The organism is Actinopolymorpha rutila (assembly GCF_013407855.1).
GTDB classification, from domain to species: domain Bacteria; phylum Actinomycetota; class Actinomycetes; order Propionibacteriales; family Actinopolymorphaceae; genus Actinopolymorpha; species Actinopolymorpha rutila.
Window position 1 is genome coordinate 2,940,761 of record NZ_JACBZH010000001.1, and the last position, 26,194, is coordinate 2,966,954.

Consider the following 26,194-nt stretch of genomic DNA (forward strand, 5'->3'; position numbering starts at 1 on the left):
GGCACGGCCACAGTGAACCCGCCGGGACCCTCCGCTGTCAACGAGCTACACCGATGCAGCGGACCGGGCCCAGGGCCTGTGAGTTGTGCCGACCGCTAGGCTCGAACACCATGAAGGCTTGGTCGGCTCCCGAGGTTCCCCAGCTTCCCGGACCCGGGCAGGTGCCCATGGTCCACGACCACGCCAGCGGCGGCCGCCGGCTCAGCGCGCGCGGACCCGACGCGCGCCTGTACGTCTGCGGCATCACGCCCTACGACGCCACCCACCTCGGCCACTCGGCCACCTACGTCGCGTTCGACCTGCTCGGCCGGGCCTGGCGCGATGCCGGGCTCGCGGTCCACTACGTCCAGAACGTCACCGATGTCGACGACCCCCTGCTCGAGCGTGCCGAGCAGACGGGGGAGCCGTGGCAGGCGCTGGCGCAGCGGCAGACCGATCTGTTCTGCGAGGACATGGCCGCCCTGCGGGTGCTCCCGCCGGAGGAGTTCGTCGGCGCGGTGGAGGCGATCCCGTACATCGCCGAGGCGATCGAGGTGCTCCGCGGGCGCGGCGGTGCGTACGACCTGGACGGTGACGTCTACTTCCCGGTGGCGGCCGACCCGGCGTTCGGCCAGGTGTCCCGGCTGTCGGCCGCGCAGATGCGCGAGCTGTTCGCGGAGCGCGGCGGCGACCCTGACCGGCCCGGCAAGCGCGACCCGCTGGACTCCCTGATGTGGCGGCACGAACGCCCGGGCGAGCCGGCCTGGGACACCGCCGTCGGCCGCGGCCGGCCGGGCTGGCACGTGGAGTGTGCCGCGATCGCGTTGAGGTACCTCGGCATGGGCTTCGACGTGCAGGGCGGCGGCTCGGACCTGATCTTCCCCCACCATGAGATGTGCGCCTCGGCCGCGCAGGTGCTCACCGGTGAGGCGCCCTTCGCGCACTCCTACGTCTACCAGGGGATGGTCGCCCTGGACGGCGAGAAGATGTCGAAGTCCAAGGGCAACCTCGTCTTCTCCTCCCAGTTGCGCGGCGAGGGAGTCGACCCCAACGCGATCAGGCTGGCCGTGCTCGCACACCACTACCGCGACGACTGGGAGTGGACGCCCGCCGGCCTGGCCGCGGCGACCAGCCGGCTGAACCGCTGGCGTACGGCCGCTATCCGGCCGGGCGCTGCCGACGCCGGGAAGGTGTTGCTGGGCGTACGCGAGGCGCTGGCCGCCGACCTGGACGCTCCGGCCGCGCTGGCCGTGGTCGACGCCTGGGCGGACGAGACCCTGGCCGGCGATGGCACCGACGAGGTCGCGTCGGCCCTGGTCCGCGACGTGTGCGACGCCCTGCTCGGCGTCCTGCTCTGACGCAGCCGGCTCAGCCGGCGAGGAAGTCGGCGAGTACGCCGGTCAGCCGGCCCGGTGCGTCCTCCTGCACCAGGTGACCGGCGCCCTCGAACAGCTCCGTCCGGGCGCTCGGGATCGCCGCGGCCAGCCGGTGCGCGTGCGCCGGCGGCAGCCACTGGTCCTGCGTACCCCATCCGACGAGCACGGGCAGGTCGAGGTCGGCGTAGCGGTCCTCGATCTCCGCGGTGAGCCGCTGGTCGGCCTGCTCGATCTGCCGGTAGAACGCAGCCTGGCCGAGGTCGCCGAGCCAGGGGCCAACCACGGCGTCCAGCACCTCCGGAGCGAGCGGACGCGCGCTGCCGGAGGACACGTAGCTGCGGACCAGCGCCTCGTGCTGGGTTCGCGGCAACCGCGCGAACACCTCGCCGTGTGAGCCCATCAGCCGGAAGAACTCGCTGCCCCACGGGCGTAGTGCGACCGCGTCCAGCAGCGCCAGCCGGTCGTACGGCACGCCGTCGAGCAGCGTCGTGCGCAACGCGACCGCGCCGCCGATGTCGTGCGCGACCACTGCAGGCCGACCGTTGGCGGAGTCCAGTCCCCAAAGCCGGAGCAGCCCGGTGAACACCTCCTGCTGCGCGGCCAGGGACACGTCCTGTCCGGCCCGCATCTCCGACCGGCCGTAGCCCGGCATGTCCCAGAGGTACACCGTGTGGCCGGCCGCGACGAGACGCGCGGCGACGTCGCGCCAGACGTAGGAGGAGAACGGCGTTCCGTGCAGCAGGACGACCGGCGGGCCCGCGCCCAGGCGGGTCCAGCGCACGACGCCGTGCGGGCTGCGGTACTCCTCGCTGAGCTCCGGGGCGAGGTTCAGGGCCAGGTTCGCAGCGGCGATCATCTCGGCTCCTTCGTGTTACCGGTAGGGTGTCGATGACGGTAACAGGCAGGAGTTACCAGTGCAACACCTCATGGGGTAACGTCACCGCATGTCGTACGACCGACCGGCAGCGCCGGAGCCACTCGCCCGCGTCGAGGAGTTCTGCAACTCGGCGAGGTTCCTGTACGACCAGGACGCCTGGGCCGACCTGACGGGCGCCCGGGAGTGGCTGGCCGCGCATGCCGGCCCCGCGACCGCCGGGGAGATCGACGACCACGGACTGGCCGAGCTCGTCCGGCTGCGGGAGGCGATCCGGGACCATCTGGACGGCTCGACCGCCGCGCAGGTGCACGACACGCTGAACACGCACGCCGAGAGGTCGCTGCGGCCGCCGCGGTGGAGCCCGGACGGCATGCCGCTCATACCGCCGGCCGGTGGGTCCGCGCTCGGTGAGTTCGTCGGCGGCCTGCTCGCGACCCTCGCTCTGGAGGAGGTGGCCGGCCGGCGCGACCGGCTCAAGGTGTGCGGCTCACCGGACTGCCGATGGGTCTTCTACGACCGGTCGCCGGGCAACAAGGGCGTGTGGTGCAGCATGCGCACCTGCGGTGCCCGGCACAAGATGCGGGCGATGCGCGAACGTCGGAGCGGGGGAAGCTCCGGGGGCCAGGCCTGAGCCGGGGCCTAGATGTTGCGGGTCGTGACGTTGGTGACGGTCTGGTGGAGGCGTGAGGCGGGTGGTTGGTCGCCGGCGGCGGTGTGGGCTCGATGGTAGTTGTAGTGGATGTTCCACACCTGGATCGCTCGTGCGCGTTGGCCTTCGCTGGTCCACACGCGGGCGTAGAGGAGTTCCTCAGCCAGGGTGCGCTGGTAGCGCTCGGCCTTGCCGTTGTGGCGGGGTGTGTAGGGACGGGTGCGCTGGTGGCGCGAGGCGAAGGCTGTCGCTGTGCGCACGAACGCCCCGGCCCGGTAGTTCGCACCATTGTCGGTGACCAGGCGAGTGATCCGGACGATGCCGTGGGCTGCGAAGAACGCTCGTGCCCGGTGGAAGAAGCCGATGGTCGTCTTGGCGGTCTCATCGGTTAGGTGCTCGGTGTAGGCCAGCCGGGAGAACCCGTCGACGGCTGAGTGCAGGTAGACGTAGCCCGCCTTGGCACCACCCTTCTTCTTGGCTTTGGCGCGTTGGGCGGCCCGGTCGGCGTCACTGCCGCGCCCGTGGGCCCGCCAGCCGCCACCATCGGGGATCCGGCCGACCTTCTTCACATCCAGGTGCACCATGTGCCCCGGATAGCGGGCAGTGATCCGCTCCGGCCGCCGGTTCGACGCACCGGACGGGTCCAGGTCACGGCGCCGGTTGATGCCCAGGCGGACCAGCCACCGGCCTACGGTGGCGACCGAGACCCGGTGGCCGCGGTGGGTGAGCTCGGCGGCGATCGTGCGGGCGGACCACTTGTGCTCTCGCCGCCAGCTCTCGATCAGCTCCACCACCTCATCCGGTGTCTGTGACGGGGAGGAATGCGGGGCCGAGGAGCGGTCGAGCAGGCCGGCGTCGCCGCTGGACCGGTAGCGGTTCACCCATCTCGACAGGCACTGACGTGACACACCGGCCTCCGCAGCCACGTGTGCGATCGGACGGGTCTGGCACCGGGTAACAAGACGCAGCCGGCCGGCAGGAGTCAACGGGGCGCTAGCGTGGGACACGAGGGGTAGATCCCTTTCGGTGAGCAGGACGGTTGGTCGCACTTCCATCCTGCCGTCGGGCGATCTACCCCTCGTTCACACCCTGGCTACCGTCAACAACCTCATGAGCCACAACACCTAGACCGGGCCCTGCTCGCCGCTGCCCCGGTCCGGGCGCCGGCGGAGGTACCGCTCGAACTCCTTGGCGATCGCCTCGCCGGTGGCCTCCGGCAGGTCGGCGGCGTCACGGGCCTGCTCCAGCGACTGGACGTACTCCGATACCTCGGTGTCGTCGCGGGCCAGATCGTCCACGCCACGCTCCCAGGCACGGGCGTCCTCGGGCAGGTCGCCGAGCGGCACCGTCAGGTCGAGCAGGTCCTCGACCTTGCGGAGCAGGGCGAGAGTGGCCTTCGGGCACGGGCTGGACGCGACGTAGTGGGGGACCGCCGCCCAGAACGACACCGCAGGCAGGCTCTCGCTGTGGCAGGCCTCCTGCAGCACACCCAGGACACCGGTCGGGCCTTCGTAGGTCGGCGCCTCCAGGCCCAGCGCCGATGCGAGCTCGGGATCGGTGGCGCTCGCGGTGACCGGGATCGGCCGGGTGTGCGGGCTGTCGGCCAGCAGCGCGCCGAGCAGGACCGCCATCTCCGCGCCGAGGCTGTCGGCGACGTCCAGGATCTCCGCGCAGAACTGCCGCCACCGCATGTTGGGTTCGATGCCGCGGACCAGGATCACGTCGCGGGGCGCGTCCGGCGGCCGGGCGACCAGGACCCGGGTGGCGGGCCAGGTGATCCGGCGTACGCCCTGCGCGTCGGCGCCGACCGAGGGCCGGTTGACCTGGTAGTCGTAGTAGTCGTCGGAGCCGAGCTCACCCAGTGGCTGGGCCTTCCACACCTTCGCCAGGTGGTCGAGCGCGGAACTCGCCGCGTCCGCGGCGTCGTTCCATCCCTCGAAGGCCGCGAGGAGGACCGGGTCTTCCAGTTCCGGCGAGCCTTCGAGCTCGAGCACGTGGATCGTCCTCCCTGTCGTCGGTGTCCGACGCCGCACGGAGCCGGACCCGCCAACTATGCCGGACCCTCCGGACACCGCCTCCGATAGCCTACGTGGCTTCGCCGTCACGCACGTCGCGACGTGCCGGGCGCCACCCGCCGGTGATCTCGGAGGCTGATGATCTCGGAGTCCAAGAACACCGTCCGGTGGGTGGACGCCCGGGTACGCTGGTGGCGGTCTGTCCCGATCAGCCGATCAAAAGGAGCGACCCTCGTGAGCCACACCTCCACCTTTCGCCAGGCACTTCGTGAACGCGTTCTTGTGGCGGACGGTGCGATGGGAACGATGTTGCAGGCCCACGACCCCACTCTGGACGACTTCGAGGGCCACGACGGCTGCAACGAGGTCCTCAACGTCACCCGCCCCGACATCGTGCGGTCTGTGCACGAGCCCTACTTCGAGGCCGGCTCGGACTGCGTCGAGACCAACACCTTCGGCACCAACTTCGCCGCGCTGAGTGAGTACGGCATCGCGGACCGCGTCCACGAGCTGTCCCTGGCCGGTGCCCGGCTGGCCCGTGAGGTCGCCGACGCCTACTCCACCCCCGACCGCCCCCGGTGGGTGCTCGGTTCGATGGGGCCGGGCACCAAGCTGCCCTCGCTCGGGCACGTGCCGTACGCCGTCCTGCGCGACGCCTACCAGCTCAACGCCGCCGGCCTGATCGAGGGCGGCGCCGACGCGCTCATCGTGGAGACCTCCCAGGACCTCCTGCAGACCAAGGCGGCGATCCTGGGCGCCAAGCGGGCCATCGCCGAACTGGGCGCCGACGTGCCGGTCATCGCCTCGGTCACCGTGGAGACGACCGGCGCGATGCTGCTCGGATCGGAGATCGGCGCCGCGCTGACCGCGCTGGAGCCGCTCGGCGTCGATGTGATCGGGCTCAACTGCGCGACCGGTCCGGCGGAGATGAGCGAGCACCTGCGGTACCTCGCGCAGCACTCCGGCACCCTGTTGTCCTGCATGCCCAACGCCGGTCTGCCCGAGCTCACCTCCGACGGCGCGCGCTACCCGCTGTCGCCGCAGGAGCTGGCCGACGCGCACGAGAGCTTCGTCGCCGACTACGGCCTGGCGCTGGTGGGCGGATGCTGCGGCACCACCCCCGAGCACATCCGCCAGGTCGTCGAGCGGGTCGGCGGGCGGGAGCTCTCTTCCCGCACCCCCCGCCGGGAGCCGGGCACGTCCAGCCTCTACCAGCACGTGCCGTTCCGGCAGGACACGTCGTACCTCGCCATCGGTGAACGCACCAACGCCAACGGCAGCAAGGCGTTCCGTGAGGCGATGGTGGCCGGCCGCTGGGAGGACTGCGTCGACATCGCCCGGGCGCAGATCCGGGACGGATCGCACATCCTCGACCTGTGTGTCGACTACGTCGGCCGCGACGGCGTGGCCGACATGCGCGAGGTCGCGTCCCGGTTGGCCACCGCCTCCACGCTGCCGATCATGCTGGACTCCACCGAGCCGCCGGTGCTGCAGGCCGGCCTGGAGGCGTTCGGCGGCCGGTGCGCGATCAACTCCGTCAACTTCGAGGACGGCGAGGGACCGGACAGCCGGTTCGCCAAGATCATGCCGCTGGTGCGCGAGTTCGGCGCCGCGGTGGTCGCGCTCACCATCGACGAGGAGGGCCAGGCGCGTACGGCGGACACGAAGCTCGCCATCGCCGAGCGCCTCATCGACACCCTCACCGGGCAGTGGGGGATGAACGAGTCCGACATCCTGGTCGACTGCCTGACGTTCACCCTGGCCACCGGGCAGGAGGACAGCCGCAAGGACGGCATCGAGACCATCGAGGCCATCCGCCGCCTGAAGGAGGCTCACCCGGACGTCCAGACGGTGCTGGGACTGTCGAACATCTCCTTCGGCCTCAACCCCGCGGCCCGGCAGGTGCTCAACTCCGTCTTCCTGCACGAGTGTGTGCAGGCCGGACTGGACGCCGCGATCGTGCACGCCAGCAAGATCCTGCCGATCGCCCGGATCCCGGAGGAGCAGCGCGAGGTCGCCCTGGACCTGGTCTACGACCGCCGCCGGGACGGATACGACCCGCTGACCCGGCTGCTCGAGATCTTCGCCGGGGTGAAGACGTCCGACACCAAGGAGAGCCGGGCGCAGGAGCTGGCGGCGCTGCCGCTGGGCGAACGCCTGCAGCGGCGCATCGTCGACGGCGAGGCGAACGGCCTGGAGGCCGACCTGCAGGAGGCGCTGGACTCCGGCCGGCCCGCCCTGGAGATCGTCAACGACGAGTTGCTCTCCGGCATGAAGGTGGTCGGTGAGCTGTTCGGCAGCGGCCAGATGCAGCTGCCGTTCGTGCTGCAGTCGGCCGAGGTGATGAAGACCGCGGTCGCCTACCTCGAGCCGCATATGGACAAGACCGACGACGAGGGCAAGGGCACGATCGTGCTGGCCACCGTCAAGGGCGACGTCCACGACATCGGCAAGAACCTCGTCGACATCATCCTTTCCAACAACGGCTACAACGTCGTCAACCTCGGCATCAAGCAGCCGATCAACCTCATCCTGGAAGCCGCCGAAGAACACCGCGCGGACGCGATCGGGATGTCCGGCCTGCTGGTCAAGAGCACCGTGATCATGAAGGAGAACCTCCAGGAGATCAACACCCGCGGGAAGGCGGACGCGTGGCCGGTCCTGCTGGGTGGTGCGGCGCTGACCCGCAGCTACGTCGAGCAGGACCTCGCCGAGATGTACGACGGGGAGGTCCGCTACGCCCGGGACGCCTTCGAGGGGCTGCGGCTAATGGACGCCGTGATGGGCGTGAAGCGCGGCGTTCCCGGCGCGGAGCTGCCCGCCCTGCGCAAGCGGCGGGTGAGCTCGGCGAAGGTCAACGAGACACCGCCCGAGGAGATGCCCGCGCGCTCCGACGTGAGCACCGACAACCCCCTCCCCACCCCGCCGTTCTGGGGTGACCGGGTGGTCAAGGGCATCCCGCTGGCCGACTACGCGTCGATGCTGGACGAGCGGGCGCTCTTCCTCGGCCAGTGGGGCCTCAAGCCCGGCCGCGGCAAGGACGGGCCGAGCTACGACGAGCTGGTGGAGACCGAGGGGCGGCCGCGGCTGCGGGCGCTGCTGGACCGCGTGCAGACCGAGGGGCTGCTGGAGGCCGCGGTGGTCTACGGCTACTTCCCCGCGGTGGCCAAGGGTGACGACCTGGTGGTGCTCGACGACGCGGGCGGCGAACGCTGCCGGTTCACCTTCCCCCGGCAGAAGCGCGACCGGCACCTGTGCCTGTCGGACTTCTTCCGGCCGGAGGAGTCGGGGGAGACCGACGTGGTCGGCTTCACCGTGGTGACCATCGGCTCGCGGATCGGCGAGGAGGCGGCGAAGCTGTTCGCCGGCAACCACTACCGCGAGTACCTCGAGCTGCACGGCCTGTCGGTGCAGCTGGCCGAGGCGCTGGCGGAGTACTGGCACGCCCGGATCCGGGCCGAGCTGGGGTACGCCGGAGACGACGACAGCACCGACCTGCAGGCGATGATCCACAAGCTCGGCTACCGCGGCGCGCGGTTCTCGCTGGGGTACGGCGCGTGCCCCGACCTGGATGACCGGGCCAAGATCGTGGAGCTGCTGCGGCCGGACCGGATCGGCGTCACGTTGTCGGAGGAGTTCCAGCTGCACCCGGAGCAGTCCACCGACGCGATCGTCGTCCACCACCCCGAGGCGAAGTACTTCAACACCTGAGCACGGCTCTGACCGGCTCCGATCAGTTCTGATCAGTTCCGAAGATCGTCTCCGACTGTCACGATGCGGTCGGGTGCCGTTCACGCTCAGGCGTCGGCACCCGACCGTTTCGTAGTGATTCGGTAACACTCGCTCGTAGTCAGCCGACGAGGAGCTTCACGGGGTGACGACGTAGATCCCGCGCCCGCGACCCCGGCTACCCGCCGTACTTCCTGCGTACTCTGCGTAAATCCAAGGATTTGTTGTGCAATCGCGACGCCAACGTGAGACGTCTGACATTCCGTAGCTGGTCACCGACGGCTATGGTGCGGGGCGGGCCGCTCCAGGCCCTCCCTGACGATGAGGTGGAAAATGCGACCATTCACCAGCCGGATGGTGCGGGTGCTGGCGGCGGGCGGTGCGTTGGCCCTCGCCGTCACCGCGTGCGGCGGCCAGTCCGGCAGCGACACCCAGAGCGGCGGCGGTGCGGGCAAGGCGCCCCTGGTCTTCGGTACGACCGACGCCTTCGGCACGGTGGACCCGTCCGGCTCCTACGACAACCCGGGCTGGGAGATCCTCTACAACTCGGCGCAGACGCTGCTGTCCATTCCGCCGGGCGGGACCACCCCGAAGCCCGACGCTGCCGAGAAGTGTGAGTTCACCGACCCGAAGACCTACACCTGCACCCTGAAGAAGAACCTCAAGTTCTCCGACGGCAGCCCGCTGACGAGCAAGGACGTGAAGTTCACCTTCGACCGGATGCTGAAGATCGCCGACCCCAACGGGCCGTCGAGCATCTTCGCCGACCAGCTCGCCTCCACCGAGGCGAAGGACCCGCAGACCGCGGTCTTCCACCTGAAGTTCCCCGACGCGACCTGGCCGTTCCGGCTCACAACCGCGGCCGCCTCGATCGTGCCGGACGAGAAGTACCCGGCCGACAAGCTGCAGCCGATGGGCAACGACAAGATCATCGGCTCCGGGCCGTACAAGGTGACGAAGTACGACCCGTCGCAGCAGATCGTGCTGGAGCCAAACGACCAGTACAAGGGCGACAAGAAGCTGTCCAACAGCAAGGTCCTCATCCAGGTCTACAAGGACGAGAAGAGCCTGAAGAGCGCGGTGGAAAGCGGCGAGGTGCAGGTGGCCTACCGCACCCTCACCCCCACGCTGCTGAAGGACCTGGAGGACAACGGCGCGGCCAAGAAGGTCAAGGTCGTCAAGGGTGCGGGCACCGGCATCCAGTACCTCGCCTTCAACAACAAGAAGGGCCCCTTCGCCAAGAAGGAGGTGCGCCAGGCCGCCGCCAGCCTGCTGGACCGGCAGTCCATCGCGAGCCAGGTCTACAACAACACCGTGACCCCGCTGTACACGATGGTGCCGAAGGGCCTGCCCGGGCACGAGGACAAGTTCAAGTCCGCGTTCGGTGACAAGCCCGACCAGGCCAAGGCGAAGAGCCTGCTCCAGAAGGCGGGCGTGACCACCCCGGTCAACGTCCAGCTGTGGTACAGCCCCGACCACTACGGCGAGGCCTCGGCCGACATGTTCGCCGAGATCAAGCGCCAGCTGGAAGCCGGCGGACTGTTCAAGGTCTCGCTGAAGTCGGCGTCGTGGGAGCAGTACAAGAAGGACTATGCCGCCGGTGCCTACAACGGCTGGCAGCTCGGGTGGTACCCCGACTTCCCCGACACCGACAACTACCTGTCGCCGTTCTACGCCAAGAACAACTTCATCGGCGCGGGCTACGGCTACTCCAACCCGCAGATGGACAAGCTGCTGACCCAGGAGAAGTCCACGTCCGACCAGCAGAAGCGGCAGCAGGCGTTCTCGCAGATCCAGACGATCGCCACCGAGGACGTCCCGCTGATCCCGCTGTGGCAGGACAACATGATCGCCGCCGTGCGCGACGGCGTGACCGGCGTCAAGGACACCTTCGACCCGCTGTACACCTTCCGGTTCTGGTTGGTCGACGCGAGCAAGGCGAAGTAGGGCCAGGTAGGGCAACTCAGGGTTCGCCGGTGCGCGTCACGCGCACCGCATCCGGTGGGTCCGCGCCACGCAGGTACGTACTGCGGGCCCACCGGATGCGGTCCGTCGCACCTACGTGTGTGTACGTGTGCGTACGGACCCACCGGAGCCCACTTGTCAGGACCGGGTTGACAGCACGCTCGTCGTGACCGCGCGGGCGGAACGCACCGAGGTGACTCCTCGGTGCCCGCCGAGTCGTTCGCACGGAAAGGTTAGGTGGCATGGCCGGCCGATCAGGGTCGTTGCGGAGGTATCTCGCCGTCCGCCTGCTCCTGGTGATTCCCAACGTGTTCGTCCTGCTCACGTTGGTGTTCCTGCTGCTGCGGGTCGCCCCGGGCGACCCGGTCTCTGCGGCCCTGGGCGGCCGGTTGCCGGCGGCCGAGCTCGCCAAGCGACGTGCCGCGGGCGGGTACGACGACCCGATCCTCGTGCAGTACTGGCACTACCTCAGTCGCATCTTCACCGGCGACTTCGGTACGGCGGTCAGCGACAACCGCCCGATCACCAACATCCTGCTGGTCAACGGCGCGGCCACGTTGAGCCTCACGCTGTCGGCCCTGGTGGTCGCCTGCGTGATCGGCATCCCACTCGGCCTGCTGGCCGCGCGCTATCGCGACTCCCTCGGCGACGTCGCGATCCGGGTGTTCGGTGTCTTCACCTACGCAGCACCGGTCTTCTTCGTCGGTGTGGTGGCGATCATCATCTTCACTGGCAAGCTCGGCTGGCTGCCGTCCGGGCAGCAGGCCAGCCCGATCGCGCAGCTGACGGTCGAGCCGGTCACCCACATCTTCCTGCTCGACGCGTTGCTGGCCGGTGACTCCAGGTCGTTCGTCGACGGGCTGAAACACCTGGTGATGCCGGCGGTCACGCTGGGGCTGCTGATCACCGGAGTCTTCATCCGGCTGATCCGGGTCAACGTCGCCCAGACGCTGCGCGACGACTACGTGGAGGCGGCCCGGGCCCGTGGCATCGCCGAACGCCGGGTTGTCTTCCAGCACGCGTTCCGCAACGCCATGGTGCCGTTCGTCACGGTGCTCGGCCTGCAGGCGGCGCTGTCGCTGGGCGGTGCGATCCTCACCGAGACGACGTTCAGCTGGCCGGGCCTCGGATCGCAGCTGGTGCAGTACATCAACGCCCGCGACTACGTGGCCGTACAGGGCATCATGACCATCTTCGCCCTCGTCGTGGTGGGGATCAGCCTGCTCATCGACCTGATCAACGCGTTCATCGACCCGAGGGTGAGGTACTGATGGCGATCACCCCGACCGTCCAGTCGGGCGGACCGATCACCTCCTCGCGCCGTTCGCTGCCCGGCCGTGTCGCCGCAATGATCGCCACGCCGTACCGCCAGTCCGCCGGCGTGGCCCGGGCGATGCTGGTCGTCGGCACGGTGCTCACCGTGCTGATCGCGCTGGTGGCGGTCTTCGCGCCGCTGGTGGCGCCGTACGACTTCGACCAGGTGAGCGACGCCGGCGGCCGTTTCCCCAAGCAGGCGGCGCCTTCGGGCACCCACCTCTTCGGTACGAGCGTGCAGACCTTCGACGTGTTCTCCCGCGTGGTCTGGGGTGCGCGTACCGAACTCAAGGTCGTCGTCCTCTCCCTGGTGCTGACGATCGTGATCGGCGTCGTGCTGGGCCTGGTGGCCGGTTTCGTGGGCGGCTGGCTGGACCGCGTGCTGGTGCTGGTGATGGACGCGTTGTTCGCGTTCCCCTATCTGCTGCTGGCGATCGTGGTGGCGTTCCTGCTCTCGGACTCCCTAGGCGGCGGGGTCACCACGGCGGCCGCGGCGATCACCGCGGTCTACATCCCGCAGTACTTCCGGGTGGTGCGCAACAGCACCGTGAGCGCCAAGCAGGCGACCTACGTCGAGGCCGCCCGGGCGCTGGGCGCGCCGCCGCGCACGATCATGTCCCGCTATCTGTTCACCAACGTCGTGCAGAGCGTGCCGGTGATCGCCACGCTGAACGCCGCGGACGCGGTGGGAACGCTGGCCGCACTGGGCTTCCTGGGGTACGGCATCCAGCCGACCGAGGCCGCCGAGTGGGGATACGACCTCAACCGTGCCATGGACGACGCGGCGTCGGGCATCTGGTGGACCGGGGTGTTCCCCGGACTCGCGATCGTGGTGCTGGTGATGGCGCTGACGTTCGTCGGCGAGGGGCTGAACGAAACGCTGAACCCGACGTTGCGGGTACGCCGGCTGGTGCCGGTGGTGCTGCCGCCGCGCAAGCCCGGCACCAGTGCGCCGACCCCGGCCGGATCCGAGGCAGGTAAGGGCGCTCGGTCGGGTGACGGGCCGGTCGACCGGCCGGGCGAGGAGCTCGCCGGCTCGGAGGAGGGTGCCAAGTGAACGCAGCGACGACCAACCCGGGCAGGGGACGCCGTACGCATTCGCCCGCGGACTCGGACGCACCGGTTCTGTCCGTACACGACCTGCGGGTCTGGTACGGCACCGAGCGCGGCGCGGTGCGCGCGGTCGACGGCGTCTCGTTCGACCTGCGTCCGGGGGAGACGCTCGGCCTGGTCGGTGAGTCCGGCTGTGGCAAGTCGACTCTCGGCCGCGGCGTGCTCGGGCTGCTGCCGCCCGGCGCCAAGGCCGACGGCGAGATCGAGTTCGCCGGCCGCGACCTGCTCAGCTGCGGCCGGCGGGAACTCGAACGCCTGCGCGGGCCCGAGCTCGGCATGATCTTCCAGGAGCCGCTGACCCGGCTGAATCCGCTGATGCGGGTCAGCGAGCATTTCGAGGAGACGCTGCGTACGCACGAGCCGGGCCTGGGCAAGGAGGAGATCCGCCGGCGTTCGATCGACACGCTGCGCCGGATGGGGATCCCGCCCTCGCGGTATCGCGCGTACCCACACGAGTTCTCCGGCGGCATGCGGCAGCGGATCATGATCGCGCTCGCGCTGGTGCTGCGGCCGGCGTTCGTGGTGGCAGACGAACCCACCACCGCGCTGGACGTCCTGGTCGAGGCGCAGATCATCGGCATCCTCGCCGACCTGCGGCGCAACTTCGACACCGCGCTGCTGCTGATCACCCACAATCTCGGCATCGTGGCTGAGGCCTGCGACCGGGTGGCGGTGATGTACGCCGGGCACATCGCCGAGGAGGGCGACGCCCGCGAGGTGTTCTCCCGGCCGCGTCACCCCTACACGCGGGAACTGCTGCGCTCGACGATCTCGCTGCAGACCACCGGGCTGCACTACATCCCGGGCGCTCCACCGGACCTGGTCGAGCCGCCCAGCGGATGCACCTTCCACCCCAGGTGCCCGGACGCGATGGTGGCCTGCCCGCGCCAGGACCCGGTGGAGGTCCGTACGCCGGAGGGCACCCGGGTCGCGTGCTGGTTGCACGGACCTTCGGAGCTGCTGACCGAGGAGGGCACCGCGCCCCTGGTCCGGGAGGAGATCAGCGTTGCCGACGAAGCCTGAGTCCACGAACGGGGCCGGTGTCGCCGCGCCACCCGCCGCCGAGCGCGAGGTCCTGATGGACGTCCGCGACCTCGAGGTGCACTACGCCCTGCAGGGCAGCTCGCTGGGCCGGATGTTCGGCGGAGGTGGCGACGTCGTCAGGGCGGTGGACGGCGTCTCGTTCCAGCTCCACCAGGGCGAGGTCCTCGGGCTGGTGGGGGAGTCCGGCAGCGGGAAGACCACCCTCGGCCGGGCGCTGCTCGGCCTGGTCCGCCCGACCGGCGGCTCGATCCACTACCGCGACCACGACATCGGTGAGCTGTCCGAACGCCGGCTGCGCCCGTTGCGCCGCAAGCTGCAGATGGTGTTCCAGGATCCGAGCGCTGCGCTCAACCCGTCCATGGACATCGAGACCGCGGTCGGGCACCCGCTGAGCATCCACAAGCTGGCGAACGGGAAGGCCGAACGCCGGGCCAGGGTGGTCGAGGCGCTGGAGGCCGTCGGCCTGGCACCGGTCGAGCGGTTCCTGTCGAAGTACCCGAGCGACCTGTCCGGCGGGCAGAAGCAGCGCGCCGTGATGGCGCGGGCGGTCATCCTCGACCCGGAGCTGCTGGTCGCCGACGAGCCGATCTCGATGCTGGACATGAGCGTGCGGGCCAAGATCCTCGAGCTGATGCTGGAGCTGAAGGCCCGGCTCGACCTCACCTACGTCTACATCACCCACGACCTGGCGACGGCGAAGTTCTTCTGCGACCGGGTGGCGATCATGTACCTCGGCCGGGTGGTCGAGATCGGTCCCACCGAGGAGATCTTCGCAGCACCCAAACACCCGTACACCAAGGCGTTGCTGCGCGCGATCCCCGAACCCGACCCGAGCAGCACGGTGCCGCGTGACCTGCCGCGCGGGGAGATCCCGGACGCCGCCGCACCACCACTGGGATGTTCGTTCCACCCGCGGTGCCCGGCGGCGTTCGACCGGTGCGGCTGGGAGAACCGCGACCTGCGCACCCTGCTCGAGCAGCACTGGCTGGGCCTGGACGAGGAGACCTACGCGGCCGAGCGTGACACCGTGGGCAACCTCGAGGAGCTCGCCCTGCCCGGGCACCGGGCCGTCCTGCGTCCCGGCCGGGGGAGAGCGCCCGAGGACGTCGCGGCGTTGCTGGACCGCGTGCGCTCCGCCGACCCGGACGAGCCGCTGTGGCGTGGCGTGCGAAGCGTCGAGGTCGAGGGAGATGGTGTCGTGGTGGACTTCCACGACGGTGAGGATCCGCGGCTGCGCCGAGCCGACGGCGTCGACGTGGCCTGCCACCTGTACTGAAGCCTCTGCCGTACGACCGCCGTACGACTGTCGGATGACTGTCGTACGGCGGCCGGGTGACCGCCGTACGACGGTCACCCGTGCACTGTCGGTCGGGCGCCCTAGGCTCTGCGTCGTGTCCGCGTCCGAACCCGACTCCCTCCGTCCTGGCAGGTTCGGCGCATCCGCCGTCGAGCCGGTCACCAACCCAGCCGACCCGGCCGATCCAGCCGCCCCCGTCGACCCGGACGATCCGGCGGGCGCACCCCGGCTGCCCGACGTGGGCACCCGGCGCAGGTCGACGATCGCGCTGGTCACCGGTGTCGTGCTGATGAACGTCTCGATGGTGCCCGCCGGCACCGTCGGCAGCCTGCTCGCCAGCGACAGGTACGGCCCCGCGTGGAGCGGCGTGCCCAGCGCTTCCGGCGTGATCGGCACCGCGCTGGGTGCACTGGGGCTGTCCGCACTCATGCGCAGCCGCGGCCGGCGCGCCGGGCTGCGCACCGGCTACGCGATCGCTGCCACCGGTGCTCTGGTCGGTGCCGTCGCGGTCGGGATGGCGGTACTTCCCCTGCTGGCGGTGGGCATGGTGTTGCTCGGTATCGGCAACGGCGGCGCCCAGCTGTCCCGCTACGCCGTGGCCGACCTGCACCCGGCCGACCGCAAGGCTTTCGTCCTCAGCCTGGTGGTCTGGGGCAGCACCGTCGGCGCGCTCGTCGGGCCTGGCCTGATCGCGCCGGCCGCACACCTGTCCGCGCGTGCCGGGATTCCGGAGTACGCCGGCACCTACGTGCTGGCGATCCTCACCACCGGTGCGGCTCTGGTGGTGGCCGGCCTACTGCCCCGGGCCGGTAGCGGCGACCCGCGCACCCGGGAACGCCCGCGATCCGGTGAGGTCGGCCGCGTCCTGCGGCTGCCGGCGGTGCGGGTCGCCCTGGCGGGCATGGTGTCGGCCCAGCTGGCGATGGTCGCGGTGATGACGATGACCCCGCTGCAGCTGCACCGGCACGGGCAGGGCCTGGATGTCGTGGGCTGGGTGCTGAGTGCTCACCTGGCCGGGATGTTCGCGCTGTCGCCGCTGTCCGGACGGCTCACCGACCGGCTCGGCGGCCGGACCGTGATCAGTGCCGGCGCGGGTGCGCTGATCGGGTCCGCCGCCCTCGCCATGGCGGCGCCCACGTCCCACACCGTGGGGATTCCACTGGCGTTGTTCCTGCTCGGGTACGGCTGGAACCTCTGCTTCGTCGGCGGCAGCGCGATCCTGAGCCGGGAGCTGCCGGCCGGGGTGCGCAGCCAGGTCCAGGGCACGGTGGACGCGGTGGTGTGGGGCTCGTCGGCGTCGGCCGGCCTGGCCTCCGGAGCGGTGTTCGCCGGCGGGGGATACGTCCTGGTCGCGTTCGTCGCCGGGCTGATCGCCGTCGCACCCCTGGTGGTCCTCCTGGCCTCGCGCCCGCGTCTGGCGAGCCCTCAGGGTGTTGCGAACGCACCCTAGCGACCGCCGGGGCGCACCAGCCCGCTCTCGTAGGCGAACACCACCGCCTGCACGCGGTCCCGCAACCCCAGCTTGGCCAGCACGTTGCCGACGTGGGTCTTCACCGTCGTCTCCGAGACGTACAGCTCGCCGGCGATCTCGGCGTTGGACATGCCGCGCGACATCAGCCGCAGCACCTCGCGTTCGCGTTCGGTGAGGTGTGCGAGCTCCTGCGCCGACTCCGTGTTCGTCGACGGCAGTACGGTCGCGAACCGGTCGAGCAGCCGCCGGGTCACGGTCGGCGCGACGACCGCCTCGCCCCTGGCCACGATGCGGATGGCGTCGGCGAGGTCCTCCGGTGGTACGTCCTTCAGCAGGAAGCCGGAGGCGCCGGCGCGCAACGCGTCCACGACGTACTCGTCGAGGTCGAAGGTGGTGAGCACCAGCACCCGGACGGTCCCGCCGCGTTCGGTCCCGGTGATCAGCCGGGTCGCCTCCACACCGTCCATCCGGGGCATCCGGATGTCCATCAGGACGACGTCCGGTTGCAGGGCCCGGGCCTCCGCGACCGCCTTCTGCCCGTCACCGGCCTCGCCGACCACGACGATGTCCGGCTCGGACTCGAGGATCATCCGGAAACCGGTCCGCAGGAGCGGCTGGTCGTCCACCAGGAGCACGCGAACCGGCGTACCCGGCGACACCGGTCGCTCCTCGGCCGCCGTCACGACGGCACCTCGTTCACCGTCGCGGGGCTCGGGTGGGTGCCGTTCCACGGCGCACCGGAGCCGTCGTAGCCGCTCGGGCCGGTGGAGCTCGAGCCGCCCGATCCGTTCGAGTCGCTCGAGTCGTTCGAATCCGGTGTGCCGCCCTCGGTCAACGGCAGGGTGGCGAGGACCTCGAACCCTCCGACCATCCGGGAACCCGTGTACAAGGTGCCTCCGTTCAGCGTCACGCGTTCGCGCATACCGACAAGTCCGTGCCCGAGTCCGTGGTCGAACCGATCGGCGTCGTCGGCCCTCTGTGACGGCCCGCGCCGTGGGCTGCCGTCGTCGGTGATGCCCACGACGACGGCCTCGGGGTCGTACCGCAGCAGCACGGCGGCCCGGGTGGGGCCGGCGTGTTTCAGGGTGTTCGTCAACGACTCCTGGACCACCCGGAAGATCGCCAGGTCGACGCTGGACGTCAGCGGGCGCGGCTCGCCGACCACGGTGAGATCGACCTGCAGGCCGGCCTCCCTGGCCCGGTCCAGCAACGGCCCGAGTTCGGCGACCCCGGCACGTGGGGACAGCTGGACGCTGCCGTCCGGCTCGTCCTGGTCGGCGGCGCGGAGCGCACCGACGATGCGGCGCATCTCCTCCAGTGCCTCCCGACCGGTCTCCTCGACCGCCCGCATGGCCTCTACGCTGCGCTCGGGTGCCCGGGCGATCGTCCGTCGCGCGGCGGCCGCCTGCACCGTCATCACGCTCACGTGGTGGGCCACCACGTCATGTAGTTCCCGGGCCATCCGGGCGCGTTCCTCCGCCAGCGCCGCGCGGACCTCCGCGGAGGCGGCGCGCTCGAGCCGGCTGGCGCGGTCCTCCAGCGCGACCAGGTAGCGACGGCGGGCACGCAGGGCCCGGGCGATGCTCCACATGCCGCCGTAGACGAGGACCTGCAGGCCGACCGTGATCGCGTCGAACGTCATGCCGATCGAGGCGTAGGTGTCCCGCTGGACGTAGAGGAAGACGATGGAGGCGATGGTGGTGGCAACGGTGACCACGAGGCTGCGGGCCGCGGTGCTGTGCGCGCCGACGGAGTACATCACCAGCAGGGCCGCCACCGAGCCGACGGAGGAGCTGTAGCCGGCGAACCCGAGGGTCATGTATGCCGAGATCACGATCACCGCGACCGTCACGGGGAACCGCCGGCGCAGGGCGAGCGGTGCCGCGACCAGGACGGCGAGCACCACTCCGCAGGCGTCCGCTGGGCGGAACGTGATCCCGCCGTAGGAGCGGTAGTTCAGTCCGGCGACGCTGGCGATCACGAGCACGAACGCGACCGCCCCGTCCACCAGGTCGGGGCGGTCGCGAAGCCAGTCTCGGACAGCGGCACCGCGCACGGTCCGAGCGTAGGCGGCCGGGCTCACGGCGCCACTTCCAGGCTCCGGGGGTGGCTGGGCACGGGCTACAGGTCGACCGCGGAGGCGTGCGGTGACGGGGCCTCGGAGGTGTCCTGGGTCGGCATCGGGTCGGTGTCGGCGGGCGCGGGCAGCGGGGGAGGCGTGCCGCCCCACGCGGGGCACCGCGACTTGTGGTCGCACCAGTCGCAGAGCGGGCCGGGGCTGGCGCGCCACTCGCCGGTGGTGTGCGCGCGTTCGATGGCGTTCCACAGCGCCTGCAGCTTGCGTGCGGTCGCGCGCAGGTCGGCCTCGTCGGGGGAGTAGCGCAGCACGTCGCCGCTGCCGAGGTAGACCAGCTGCAGCAGCCGGGGTACGACACCGCGCAGCCGCCATAGCATCAGTGCGTAGCAGCGCATCTGGAACATCGCCCGCTGCTCGTAACCGGGCCCGGGCGCCCGCCCCGTCTTGTAGTCGACGACGCGCAGTGCCCCGTCGGGCGCGACGTCGAGCCGGTCGATGTAGCCCCGCAGCCGCAGGCCGGAGTCCAGTTCGCACTCGACGTACATCTCCCGCTCGGCGGGCTCCAGCCTGGTCGGGTCCTCCAACGTGAAGTAGCGGTCGAGCAGCCCCCGCGCGCCGGCGAGGAAACTCTCCAGCCGCTCGGGGTCGAACCCGCCCTCGTCGTCACCGAAGAGCTCCGACAACTCGGGCTCGGCCTCGACCAGCCGGTCCCACTGTGGGCGGACCAGCGTGCACGCCTCGTCGATCGTGCGCCCACCGGCGGGCAGGTCGAACAGCCGCTCCAGAACGGCGTGCACCACCGTGCCGCGGGCGGCCTCCGGGCTCGGCCGCTCCGGTAGCCGGTCGATCACCCGGAAGCGGTAACGCAGCGGGCAGGTGAGGAAGTCGCTGGCCCGTGAGGGTGACAGCACCGCGAGCGGGATCGCCGGTCGGGCGTTCCCGTCCGCGTTCGGGCTCGGATCCGCGTTCGTGGTCACCGTCGTGGTCGCCGCCTCGCTCGCTGTCGCCATGGCCCGAAACTGTAGGACACCCCACCGACAGGTCCGCGGAGGAGCGGGTGTCCGATCTGCGCCGCTCCGACCGCGACCGCGCCGCCGGGTGGGGTCAGGCGGTAACGTGTCCCCTCGCCCGCGGCGCGACGACTTGGAAACCTCTGCACGGCACCGCGCCGGCACCGGCCGGGCCGGGGCCGTTGCCGGGCCGGGGAGGATCCCTCGGGAACATCCCACGTGACCTGGTCGTTCGCCGGACGTCGAGTCCGCGCACCCCGACGGAAGCAGGCTGAGACAGGCGATGGTGCACGACGTGGAGAAGAACAACCCGCCCCGAGAGGCGCAGCGCCGACCCGGCGCGGTCCAGATCGCGCGGGTTGTCGGGGTTCCCGTCTACGTCAACCTCTCCTGGATCCTGGTCGCACTGCTGATCGCGTACGTCTTCCGGCCGGTCGTCGACGAGCAGGTGCCCGGTCTCGGTGTCTGGTCGTTCGTGGCGGCGCTCGGGTTCGCCGTGCTGCTCTACGCCTCGGTCCTGGTGCACGAGATCGCCCACGTCCTGGTGGCCAGGAAGTTCGACCTGCCGGTGCGGGCGATCACCCTCCAGTTCCTGGGCGGCCTGTCCGAGATCGAGAGCGAGCCGCAGACGCCGTGGCGGGAGTTCGCCGTCGCCGTCGTCGGGCCGCTGACCTCGCTGGGCATCAGCGGCCTGGCCGCGCTCGGCCACACCGCGGTGTCCGGCCCCGCACTGCTCGAGCTCGCGTTGTTCCAGCTCGCCTGGGCAAACCTGCTGGTCGGCCTGTTCAACCTGCTGCCAGGGCTCCCGCTGGACGGCGGCCGGTTGCTGCGCGCGGGAGTGTGGGCGGTGACCAAGCAGCCGCATCTCGGCACCGCCGTCGCCGGCTGGGCCGGCCGCGTGGTCGCCGCCGTCGTGCTGCTCCTGCCGTGGACGGTCCTCGCCAGGACCGGGGGATCACCGAGCCTGCTGTACATCGTGTGGAGCGTCTTCCTGGCGATGTTCATGTGGGCCGGCTCCAGTCAGGCGCTGATGAGCGCGAAGATCAGGCGGAAGCTCCCGGCCATCCACGCCCGCACGCTCGCCCGGCGCGGAGTGCCCGTGGCCTCCGAACTTCCCCTGTCGGAGGCGGTCCGGCGCGCCCAGGAGGCGCACGCGGGTTCGTTGGTGGTCGTCGGCAGCGACGGCCGTCCGACCGGCCTGGTCAGCGAGGCCGCGGTGCTGGCCACACCCGAGCACCGGCGGCCGTGGATCTCGGTGGGTGACGTCGCCCGCCGGATCGAGCCGGGACTGGTGCTCGACGTACGCCTCACCGGCGAGGCGCTGGTCCGGGCGATGGGTGGCACCCCCGCCACGGAGTACCTCCTGGTCGAGCCCGACGGACGGGTCTTCGGGGTGCTGGCCACCGCCGACGTCGACGGGGCGCTGGCCCGCACCTGAGCTGGTCCGAACCCCTGGTTACGCTGCCCGTCATGTCCCCGACCGATCCCTCCGCCGAGCACCTTCCCGCCTCCCCGCCGGACCTCACCGGCGACCCGGCCGACCTGCCCGGCGAGCCCGGTGCGTCCGAGTCCGGCGAGCTGACCGAGGACACCGCCGGCGCCCGGCCGCTTCTGGCCGGTGAGCAGGTCCGGCTGGAGGACCACAAGGGACGCAAGCACCTGGTCACGCTGGAGCCGGGAAAGACGTTCCACACCCATCGCGGCGGAATCGTCCTGGACGACCTGATCGGTCAGCCCGAGGGTGTCGTGGTCAAGTCGACAGGAGGTGTCCCGTATCTCGCGCTGCGGCCGCTCCTGTCCGACTACGTCCTTGCTATGCCGCGCGGAGCGGCCGTGGTCTACCCCAAGGACACCGCCCAGATCCTGGTCGCCGCGGACGTCTTCCCGGGCGCCCACGTGGTCGAGGCCGGTGCGGGCTCAGGCTCGCTGACCTGTGCGTTGCTGCGCGCGGTCGGCCCGGAGGGCCGGGTCTCGTCGTACGAACGCCGGGACGACTTCGCCGCGATCGCCCGCCGCAACGTGGAACGCTTCTTCGGCGGGCCCCAGCCGACGTGGGATCTCACCGTGGGCGACGTGGTGAGCGCTCCCACCCGGCCACGGGTGGACCGGATCGTGCTCGACATGCTCGCGCCCTGGGAGTGCGTCGACTGGGCGGCCCAGGCGCTGGTGCCCGGTGGCGTGCTGTGCTGCTACGTCGCCACCACCACCCAGCTCGCGCGGACTGTCGAGACGGCACGGGCCCACGGCGGCTTCACCGAGCCCCAGGCCAGCGAGACGATGGTGCGCACCTGGCACGTGGAGGGGCTGGCCGTCCGGCCGGACCACCGGATGATCGGTCACACCGGCTTCCTGGTGACCACCCGCAGGCTCGCTCCCGGCGTCAGCGCACCCGGCCGCCGTCGCCGCCCGGCACCCGGCGCCTACGGCGAAAACTACGACGGGCCGCGGCCCGCGGGCCAGCAGGTGGACTGACCCGAGGTGGGCGTACACGGGCGGACCCGGACACCGGATGTGCCGGCGAACGTGGTGGCGAAGATGGCCCTGGCCCGTACTGTGGAAGGCCGTAGGCCCCTGGCGTGTAAGAAACGGCCACGATTCGCCATCGGTTTGTGACGTTCTGACTTGTGGGCGTGACCTGTCGGTGGTGAGGAGATATAAGGTCAGAGGCGTCGGCGCACCGGCTCGGCGCGGACACCAGCGGGATCCGCGTTCATGCGGTTGCATGGGCGCGGACAAGCACAGTGACTGGGGAGGTGAGGGACGTGCCCGCACCAGACGACCGACGCGAGGCGCGCTCGCCGGACGAGCTCGCCAGCCAGGTCACCTACCTCGAGGAAGAGGTCGCGGCACTGCGCCGCCGGCTCGCGGAGCAGCCGCGTGACAGCCGGCAACTCGAGCAGCGGCTCGCCGAGGCGCAGGCCATGCTGGCCAACGTCACCGCACAGAACGAACGCCTGGCGGGGACATTGCGGGAAGCCAGGGAGCAGATCGTCACCCTCAAGGACGAGGTGGACCGACTCGCCCAGCCGCCCGCGAGCTTCGGAATCTTCATCAACCGAAACGACGACGACAGTGCCGACGTCTACACCGGTGGCCGCAAGCTCCGGGTGACGGTCAGCCCCAGCATCGACCTCGACGAGCTCCGCCCGGGCCAGGAGGTCATGCTCAACGAGTCCTTCAACGTCGTCCGCGCGCTGTCCTACGAGCAGGTCGGCGAAGTCGTCATGCTCAAGGAACTGCTGGAGGACGGCGACCGCGCGCTGGTCATCGGGCACACCGACGACGAGCGCATCGCCCGGCTCGCCGAGCCCCTGCGGGACACCCCGATCCGGGCCGGCGACTCGTTGCTGTTCGAGCCCCGCTCCGGCTACGTCTACGAGCGGATCCCCAAGACCGAGGTCGAGGAGCTGATCCTCGAAGAGGTCCCCGACATCCAGTACGAGGACATCGGCGGTCTGCGCAACCAGATCGAGCAGATCCGCGACGCGGTGGAGCTGCCCTACCTCCACGCCGACCTGTTCCGCGAGCACGAGCTGAAGGCGCCGAAGGGCGTGCTGCTGTACGGTCCGCCCGGGTGCGGCAAGACGCTCATCGCCAAGGCCGTCGCCAACTCCCTCGCCAAGCAGGTGGCGATGCGCGACGCCAAGACCGAGGGGAAGAGCTACTTCCTCAACATCAAGGGCCCCGAGCTGCTCAACAAGTACGTCGGTGAGACCGAGCGGCACATCCGTCTGGTGTTCCAGCGGGCCCGGGAGAAGGCCGGCGAGGGCACGCCGGTCATCGTGTTCTTCGACGAGATGGACTCGCTCTTCCGCACCCGCGGCTCGGGCGTGTCCTCCGACGTCGAGAACACCATCGTCCCGCAGCTGCTGTCGGAGATCGACGGTGTGGAGGGGCTGGAGAACGTCATCGTCATCGGCGCCTCCAACCGCGAGGACATGATCGACCCGGCGATCCTGCGGCCGGGCCGGCTGGACGTGAAGATCAAGATCGAGCGCCCCGACGCCGAGGCCGCCCGGGACATCTTCGCGAAGTACCTCACCGCCACCCTGCCACTGCACGAGGACGACCTCGGCGAGTTCGGCCGCAACCGGGACGCCTGCGTCAGCGGCATGATCCAGCGCACCGTGGAGCGGATGTACTCCGAGCTGGAGGAGAACCGCTTCCTGGAGGTCACCTACGCCAACGGCGACAAGGAGGTCCTGTACTTCAAGGACTTCAACTCCGGCGCCATGATCGAGAACATCGTCAGCCGGGCCAAGAAGATGGCCATCAAGGACTTCCTCGAGTTGCAGCAGAAGGGCGTGCGCGTCCAGCACCTGCTGCAGGCCTGCGTTGACGAGTTCAAGGAGAACGAGGACCTGCCCAACACGACCAACCCCGACGACTGGGCGCGGATCTCGGGCAAGAAGGGCGAGCGGATCGTCTTCATCCGTACGCTCATCCAGGGCAAGGAAGGGGCCGACGCCGGTCGCTCGATCGACACGGTCGCCAACACCGGCCAGTACCTCTGACGGACCACCGGACCGACCTCCGCCGGCCGCCTGCCGGCGGACACGACGAGTACCCAGACCCGCGGGTGTCCCGCTCGACCGAGTGGGACACCCGCGGGCGTCATGACCGGTATCTCCGGCGACAATCGGCTAACCCTGCCCTACACACACGGCTTGTCCGCGTACGCTCGTAAGAGGAGCCGGGAGGGGGCGGGAGCCGTCCGGCTCGTGGCGACGCGGGCGATGCCACCCAGGCGACGAGGAGTCCCATGAGCGTGCACCGGGTAATGGGCGTGGAGACCGAGTACGGCATCTCCGTCGCCGGGCAACCGACCGTCAACCCGATGCTGTCGTCCTCCCAGGTCGTGAACGCCTACGCGGGCAAGGTGATCCGTGCCCGCCGCGCCCGGTGGGACTTCGAGGAGGAGAACCCGCTGCGCGACGCGCGGGGCTTCGACCTTGCTCGTGACGTGGCCGATGACAGCCAGCTCACCGACGAGGAGGTGGGGCTCGCCAACGCGATCCTCACCAACGGGGCAAGGCTCTACGTCGACCACGCACACCCGGAGTACTCCTCGCCGGAGGTGACCAACCCGCGCGATCTCGTCCTGTGGGACAAGGCGGGTGAGCGGGTGATGCTGGAGGCCTCCCGGCGGGCGGCCGAGCCGCCGCTGTCGACCTCGATCCTGCTCTACAAGAACAACACCGACAACAAGGGCGCTTCCTACGGCTGCCACGAGAACTACCTCATGGCGCGGTCGACCCCGTTCGCCGACATCGTGCGCAACCTCACGCCGTTCTTCGTCAGCCGGCAGGTCGTGTGCGGGGCCGGGCGGGTCGGGCTCGGCCAGGACGGCAGCCGACACGGCTTCCAGATCAGCCAGCGGGCCGACTTCTTCGAGGTCGAGGTGGGCCTGGAGACCACGCTGAAGCGCCCGATCATCAACACCCGCGACGAGCCGCACGCCGACGCCGACAAGTACCGCCGCCTGCACGTCATCATCGGCGACGCCAACCTGTCGGAGGTGGCGACCTACCTCAAGGCCGGCACGACGGCGCTGGTGCTGGCGATGATCGAGGACGACTTCCTCACCACCGACCTGAGCGTCGAGCACCCGGTGACCTCGTTGCACGAGGTTTCGCACGACCCGAGCCTGCGCCATCTCCTGACCCTGAAGAGCGGCCGCAAGCTGACCGCGGTCCAGCTCCAGATGGAGTACCTCGAAAACGCACGCAAGTACGTCGAGGACCGCAGCGGCGCCGACACCGACCCGCAGACCAGGGACGTCCTGGACCGCTGGGAGTCGGTGCTGACCCGCCTGGAGTCCGACCCGATGTCGCTGTCCCGCGAGCTGGACTGGGTGGCCAAGCTGGCCGTCCTGCAGCAGTACCGCGAGCGGGACGGGCTGGACTGGAGCCACCCCAAGCTCCAGTTGGTCGACCTGCAGTACGCCGACCTGCGGCCCGAGCGCGGCCTGTATCCCCGGTTCGTCGAGCGCGGCCGGATGGCCCGGATCCTCACCGACGCGGAGATCGAGCGCGCCGTGCAGCAGCCGCCGGAGGACACCCGCGCCTACTTCCGCGGCCGGTGCCTGGCGCAGTACTCCGAGCACGTGGCTGCCGCATCGTGGGACTCGGTGATCTTCGACCTCCCGGGCAACGAGTCGCTGCAGCGCGTTCCCACCCTGGAGCCGCTGCGGGGGACCCGCACCCACGTCGGCCGGCTGCTGGACCGCTGCCGGACAGCGGAGGAGCTGGTCCGCGCCATCACGGGTGGCTAGGGCC

19 protein-coding genes are annotated in these 26,194 nt (G+C 70.5%); 13 read left to right on the forward strand and 6 right to left on the reverse strand.

Annotated elements, in window-relative coordinates; all coding sequences use genetic code 11:
• Positions 1 to 110 precede the first annotated feature (110 nt).
• Positions 111 to 1,337: a cysteine--1-D-myo-inosityl 2-amino-2-deoxy-alpha-D-glucopyranoside ligase gene (gene mshC / locus F4554_RS13115; protein WP_179787641.1), complete on the forward strand. Its 1,227-nt coding sequence runs from the start codon at positions 111 to 113 to the stop codon at positions 1,335 to 1,337.
• A 10-nt stretch (positions 1,338 to 1,347) separates the two neighbouring features.
• Here the strand turns inward: mshC and F4554_RS13120 are convergent, their stop codons facing one another.
• Positions 1,348 to 2,211 (reverse strand): alpha/beta fold hydrolase, encoded by an 864-nt coding sequence (locus F4554_RS13120; RefSeq protein ID WP_179787642.1) that lies wholly within the window; start codon positions 2,209 to 2,211, stop codon positions 1,348 to 1,350.
• Positions 2,212 to 2,299: 88 nt separating this feature from the next.
• Here F4554_RS13120 and F4554_RS13125 point away from each other — a divergent pair, with 88 nt between their 5' ends.
• Positions 2,300 to 2,863 carry a CGNR zinc finger domain-containing protein gene (locus tag F4554_RS13125; RefSeq protein ID WP_179787643.1) on the forward strand — a complete coding sequence of 188 codons (564 nt, stop codon included), beginning with the start codon at positions 2,300 to 2,302 and terminating at the stop codon, positions 2,861 to 2,863.
• 8 nt (positions 2,864 to 2,871) lie between these two features.
• Here the strand turns inward: F4554_RS13125 and F4554_RS13130 are convergent, their stop codons facing one another.
• Both F4554_RS13130 and F4554_RS13135 read right to left on the reverse strand, forming a co-directional pair.
• A complete protein-coding gene (locus F4554_RS13130; RefSeq protein ID WP_179787644.1) occupies positions 2,872 to 3,888 on the reverse strand; it encodes an IS481 family transposase in 1,017 nt (338 codons plus the stop codon).
• 117 nt (positions 3,889 to 4,005) lie between these two features.
• Positions 4,006 to 4,875, reverse strand: a complete 870-nt coding sequence (locus tag F4554_RS13135; RefSeq protein WP_179787645.1) for a PAC2 family protein — start codon at positions 4,873 to 4,875, stop codon at positions 4,006 to 4,008.
• 255 nt (positions 4,876 to 5,130) lie between these two features.
• Here F4554_RS13135 and metH point away from each other — a divergent pair, with 255 nt between their 5' ends.
• The 7 genes from metH (at position 5,131) to F4554_RS13170 (ending at position 16,808) form a co-directional block, all read left to right on the forward strand.
• The gene (gene metH, locus F4554_RS13140; RefSeq protein ID WP_337796012.1) at positions 5,131 to 8,607 is read left to right on the forward strand and encodes a methionine synthase; all 3,477 of its coding nucleotides are present in this window, start codon (positions 5,131 to 5,133) and stop codon (positions 8,605 to 8,607) included.
• Between the two features lie 351 nt (positions 8,608 to 8,958).
• Entirely contained in the window at positions 8,959 to 10,572 is a 1,614-nt protein-coding gene (locus F4554_RS13145; protein ID WP_179787647.1) for an ABC transporter substrate-binding protein, read from the forward strand.
• 260 nt (positions 10,573 to 10,832) lie between these two features.
• Positions 10,833 to 11,861: an ABC transporter permease gene (locus F4554_RS13150; protein WP_179787648.1), complete on the forward strand. Its 1,029-nt coding sequence runs from the start codon at positions 10,833 to 10,835 to the stop codon at positions 11,859 to 11,861.
• Complete coding sequence (locus tag F4554_RS13155) at positions 11,861 to 12,961, forward strand: ABC transporter permease (RefSeq protein ID WP_179787649.1); 1,101 nt, start codon at positions 11,861 to 11,863, stop codon at positions 12,959 to 12,961. Before F4554_RS13150 ends, F4554_RS13155 begins: the two co-directional genes overlap by 1 nt.
• Positions 12,958 to 14,040, forward strand: a complete 1,083-nt coding sequence (locus tag F4554_RS13160) for an oligopeptide/dipeptide ABC transporter ATP-binding protein (RefSeq protein ID WP_179787650.1) — start codon at positions 12,958 to 12,960, stop codon at positions 14,038 to 14,040. The genes F4554_RS13155 and F4554_RS13160 overlap by 4 nt, the downstream gene beginning before the upstream one ends.
• Positions 14,024 to 15,337: an oligopeptide/dipeptide ABC transporter ATP-binding protein gene (locus tag F4554_RS13165; protein WP_238341289.1), complete on the forward strand. Its 1,314-nt coding sequence runs from the start codon at positions 14,024 to 14,026 to the stop codon at positions 15,335 to 15,337. The genes F4554_RS13160 and F4554_RS13165 overlap by 17 nt, the downstream gene beginning before the upstream one ends.
• Before the next feature lie 115 nt (positions 15,338 to 15,452).
• The gene (locus F4554_RS13170; RefSeq protein WP_202889272.1) at positions 15,453 to 16,808 is read left to right on the forward strand and encodes an MFS transporter; all 1,356 of its coding nucleotides are present in this window, start codon (positions 15,453 to 15,455) and stop codon (positions 16,806 to 16,808) included.
• Here F4554_RS13170 and F4554_RS13175 read toward each other — a convergent pair.
• The 3 genes from F4554_RS13175 to F4554_RS13185 form a co-directional block, all read right to left on the reverse strand.
• Positions 16,805 to 17,512 carry a response regulator gene (locus F4554_RS13175; protein WP_337796013.1) on the reverse strand — a complete coding sequence of 236 codons (708 nt, stop codon included), beginning with the start codon at positions 17,510 to 17,512 and terminating at the stop codon, positions 16,805 to 16,807. The genes F4554_RS13170 and F4554_RS13175 overlap by 4 nt on opposite strands.
• Positions 17,509 to 18,885, reverse strand: coding sequence for a histidine kinase (locus tag F4554_RS33575; RefSeq protein ID WP_179787651.1), 1,377 nt, complete (start codon positions 18,883 to 18,885; stop codon positions 17,509 to 17,511). Before F4554_RS33575 ends, F4554_RS13175 begins: the two co-directional genes overlap by 4 nt.
• Before the next feature lie 65 nt (positions 18,886 to 18,950).
• On the reverse strand, positions 18,951 to 19,916 hold the full coding sequence (locus tag F4554_RS13185) for a RecB family exonuclease (protein WP_179787652.1): 966 nt from the start codon (positions 19,914 to 19,916) through the stop codon (positions 18,951 to 18,953).
• A 283-nt stretch (positions 19,917 to 20,199) separates the two neighbouring features.
• Here F4554_RS13185 and F4554_RS13190 point away from each other — a divergent pair, with 283 nt between their 5' ends.
• The 4 genes from F4554_RS13190 to dop all read left to right on the forward strand — a co-directional run bounded on the left by F4554_RS13190 (position 20,200) and on the right by dop (position 26,190).
• The gene (locus F4554_RS13190; RefSeq protein WP_179787653.1) at positions 20,200 to 21,354 is read left to right on the forward strand and encodes a site-2 protease family protein; all 1,155 of its coding nucleotides are present in this window, start codon (positions 20,200 to 20,202) and stop codon (positions 21,352 to 21,354) included.
• Positions 21,355 to 21,386: 32 nt separating this feature from the next.
• Positions 21,387 to 22,388 (forward strand): tRNA (adenine-N1)-methyltransferase, encoded by a 1,002-nt coding sequence (locus F4554_RS13195; RefSeq protein ID WP_179787654.1) that lies wholly within the window; start codon positions 21,387 to 21,389, stop codon positions 22,386 to 22,388.
• A 290-nt stretch (positions 22,389 to 22,678) separates the two neighbouring features.
• Positions 22,679 to 24,430, forward strand: coding sequence for a proteasome ATPase (arc, locus tag F4554_RS13200; RefSeq protein ID WP_179787655.1), 1,752 nt, complete (start codon positions 22,679 to 22,681; stop codon positions 24,428 to 24,430).
• 248 nt (positions 24,431 to 24,678) lie between these two features.
• Positions 24,679 to 26,190 (forward strand): depupylase/deamidase Dop, encoded by a 1,512-nt coding sequence (gene dop, locus F4554_RS13205; RefSeq protein ID WP_179787656.1) that lies wholly within the window; start codon positions 24,679 to 24,681, stop codon positions 26,188 to 26,190.
• Positions 26,191 to 26,194: the final 4 nt, after the last annotated feature.

Coding starts and splice junctions, on each gene's coding strand:
- mshC (WP_179787641.1), top strand. CDS start 111: ATGAAGGCTTGGTCGGCTCCCGAGGTTCCCCAGCTTCCCGGACCCGGG.
- F4554_RS13120 (WP_179787642.1), bottom strand. CDS start 2,211: ATGATCGCCGCTGCGAACCTGGCCCTGAACCTCGCCCCGGAGCTCAGC.
- F4554_RS13125 (WP_179787643.1), top strand. CDS start 2,300: ATGTCGTACGACCGACCGGCAGCGCCGGAGCCACTCGCCCGCGTCGAG.
- F4554_RS13145 (WP_179787647.1), top strand. CDS start 8,959: ATGCGACCATTCACCAGCCGGATGGTGCGGGTGCTGGCGGCGGGCGGT.
- F4554_RS13150 (WP_179787648.1), top strand. CDS start 10,833: ATGGCCGGCCGATCAGGGTCGTTGCGGAGGTATCTCGCCGTCCGCCTG.
- F4554_RS13155 (WP_179787649.1), top strand. CDS start 11,861: ATGGCGATCACCCCGACCGTCCAGTCGGGCGGACCGATCACCTCCTCG.
- F4554_RS13185 (WP_179787652.1), bottom strand. CDS start 19,916: ATGGCGACAGCGAGCGAGGCGGCGACCACGACGGTGACCACGAACGCG.
- F4554_RS13190 (WP_179787653.1), top strand. CDS start 20,200: ATGGTGCACGACGTGGAGAAGAACAACCCGCCCCGAGAGGCGCAGCGC.
- F4554_RS13195 (WP_179787654.1), top strand. CDS start 21,387: ATGTCCCCGACCGATCCCTCCGCCGAGCACCTTCCCGCCTCCCCGCCG.
- dop (WP_179787656.1), top strand. CDS start 24,679: ATGAGCGTGCACCGGGTAATGGGCGTGGAGACCGAGTACGGCATCTCC.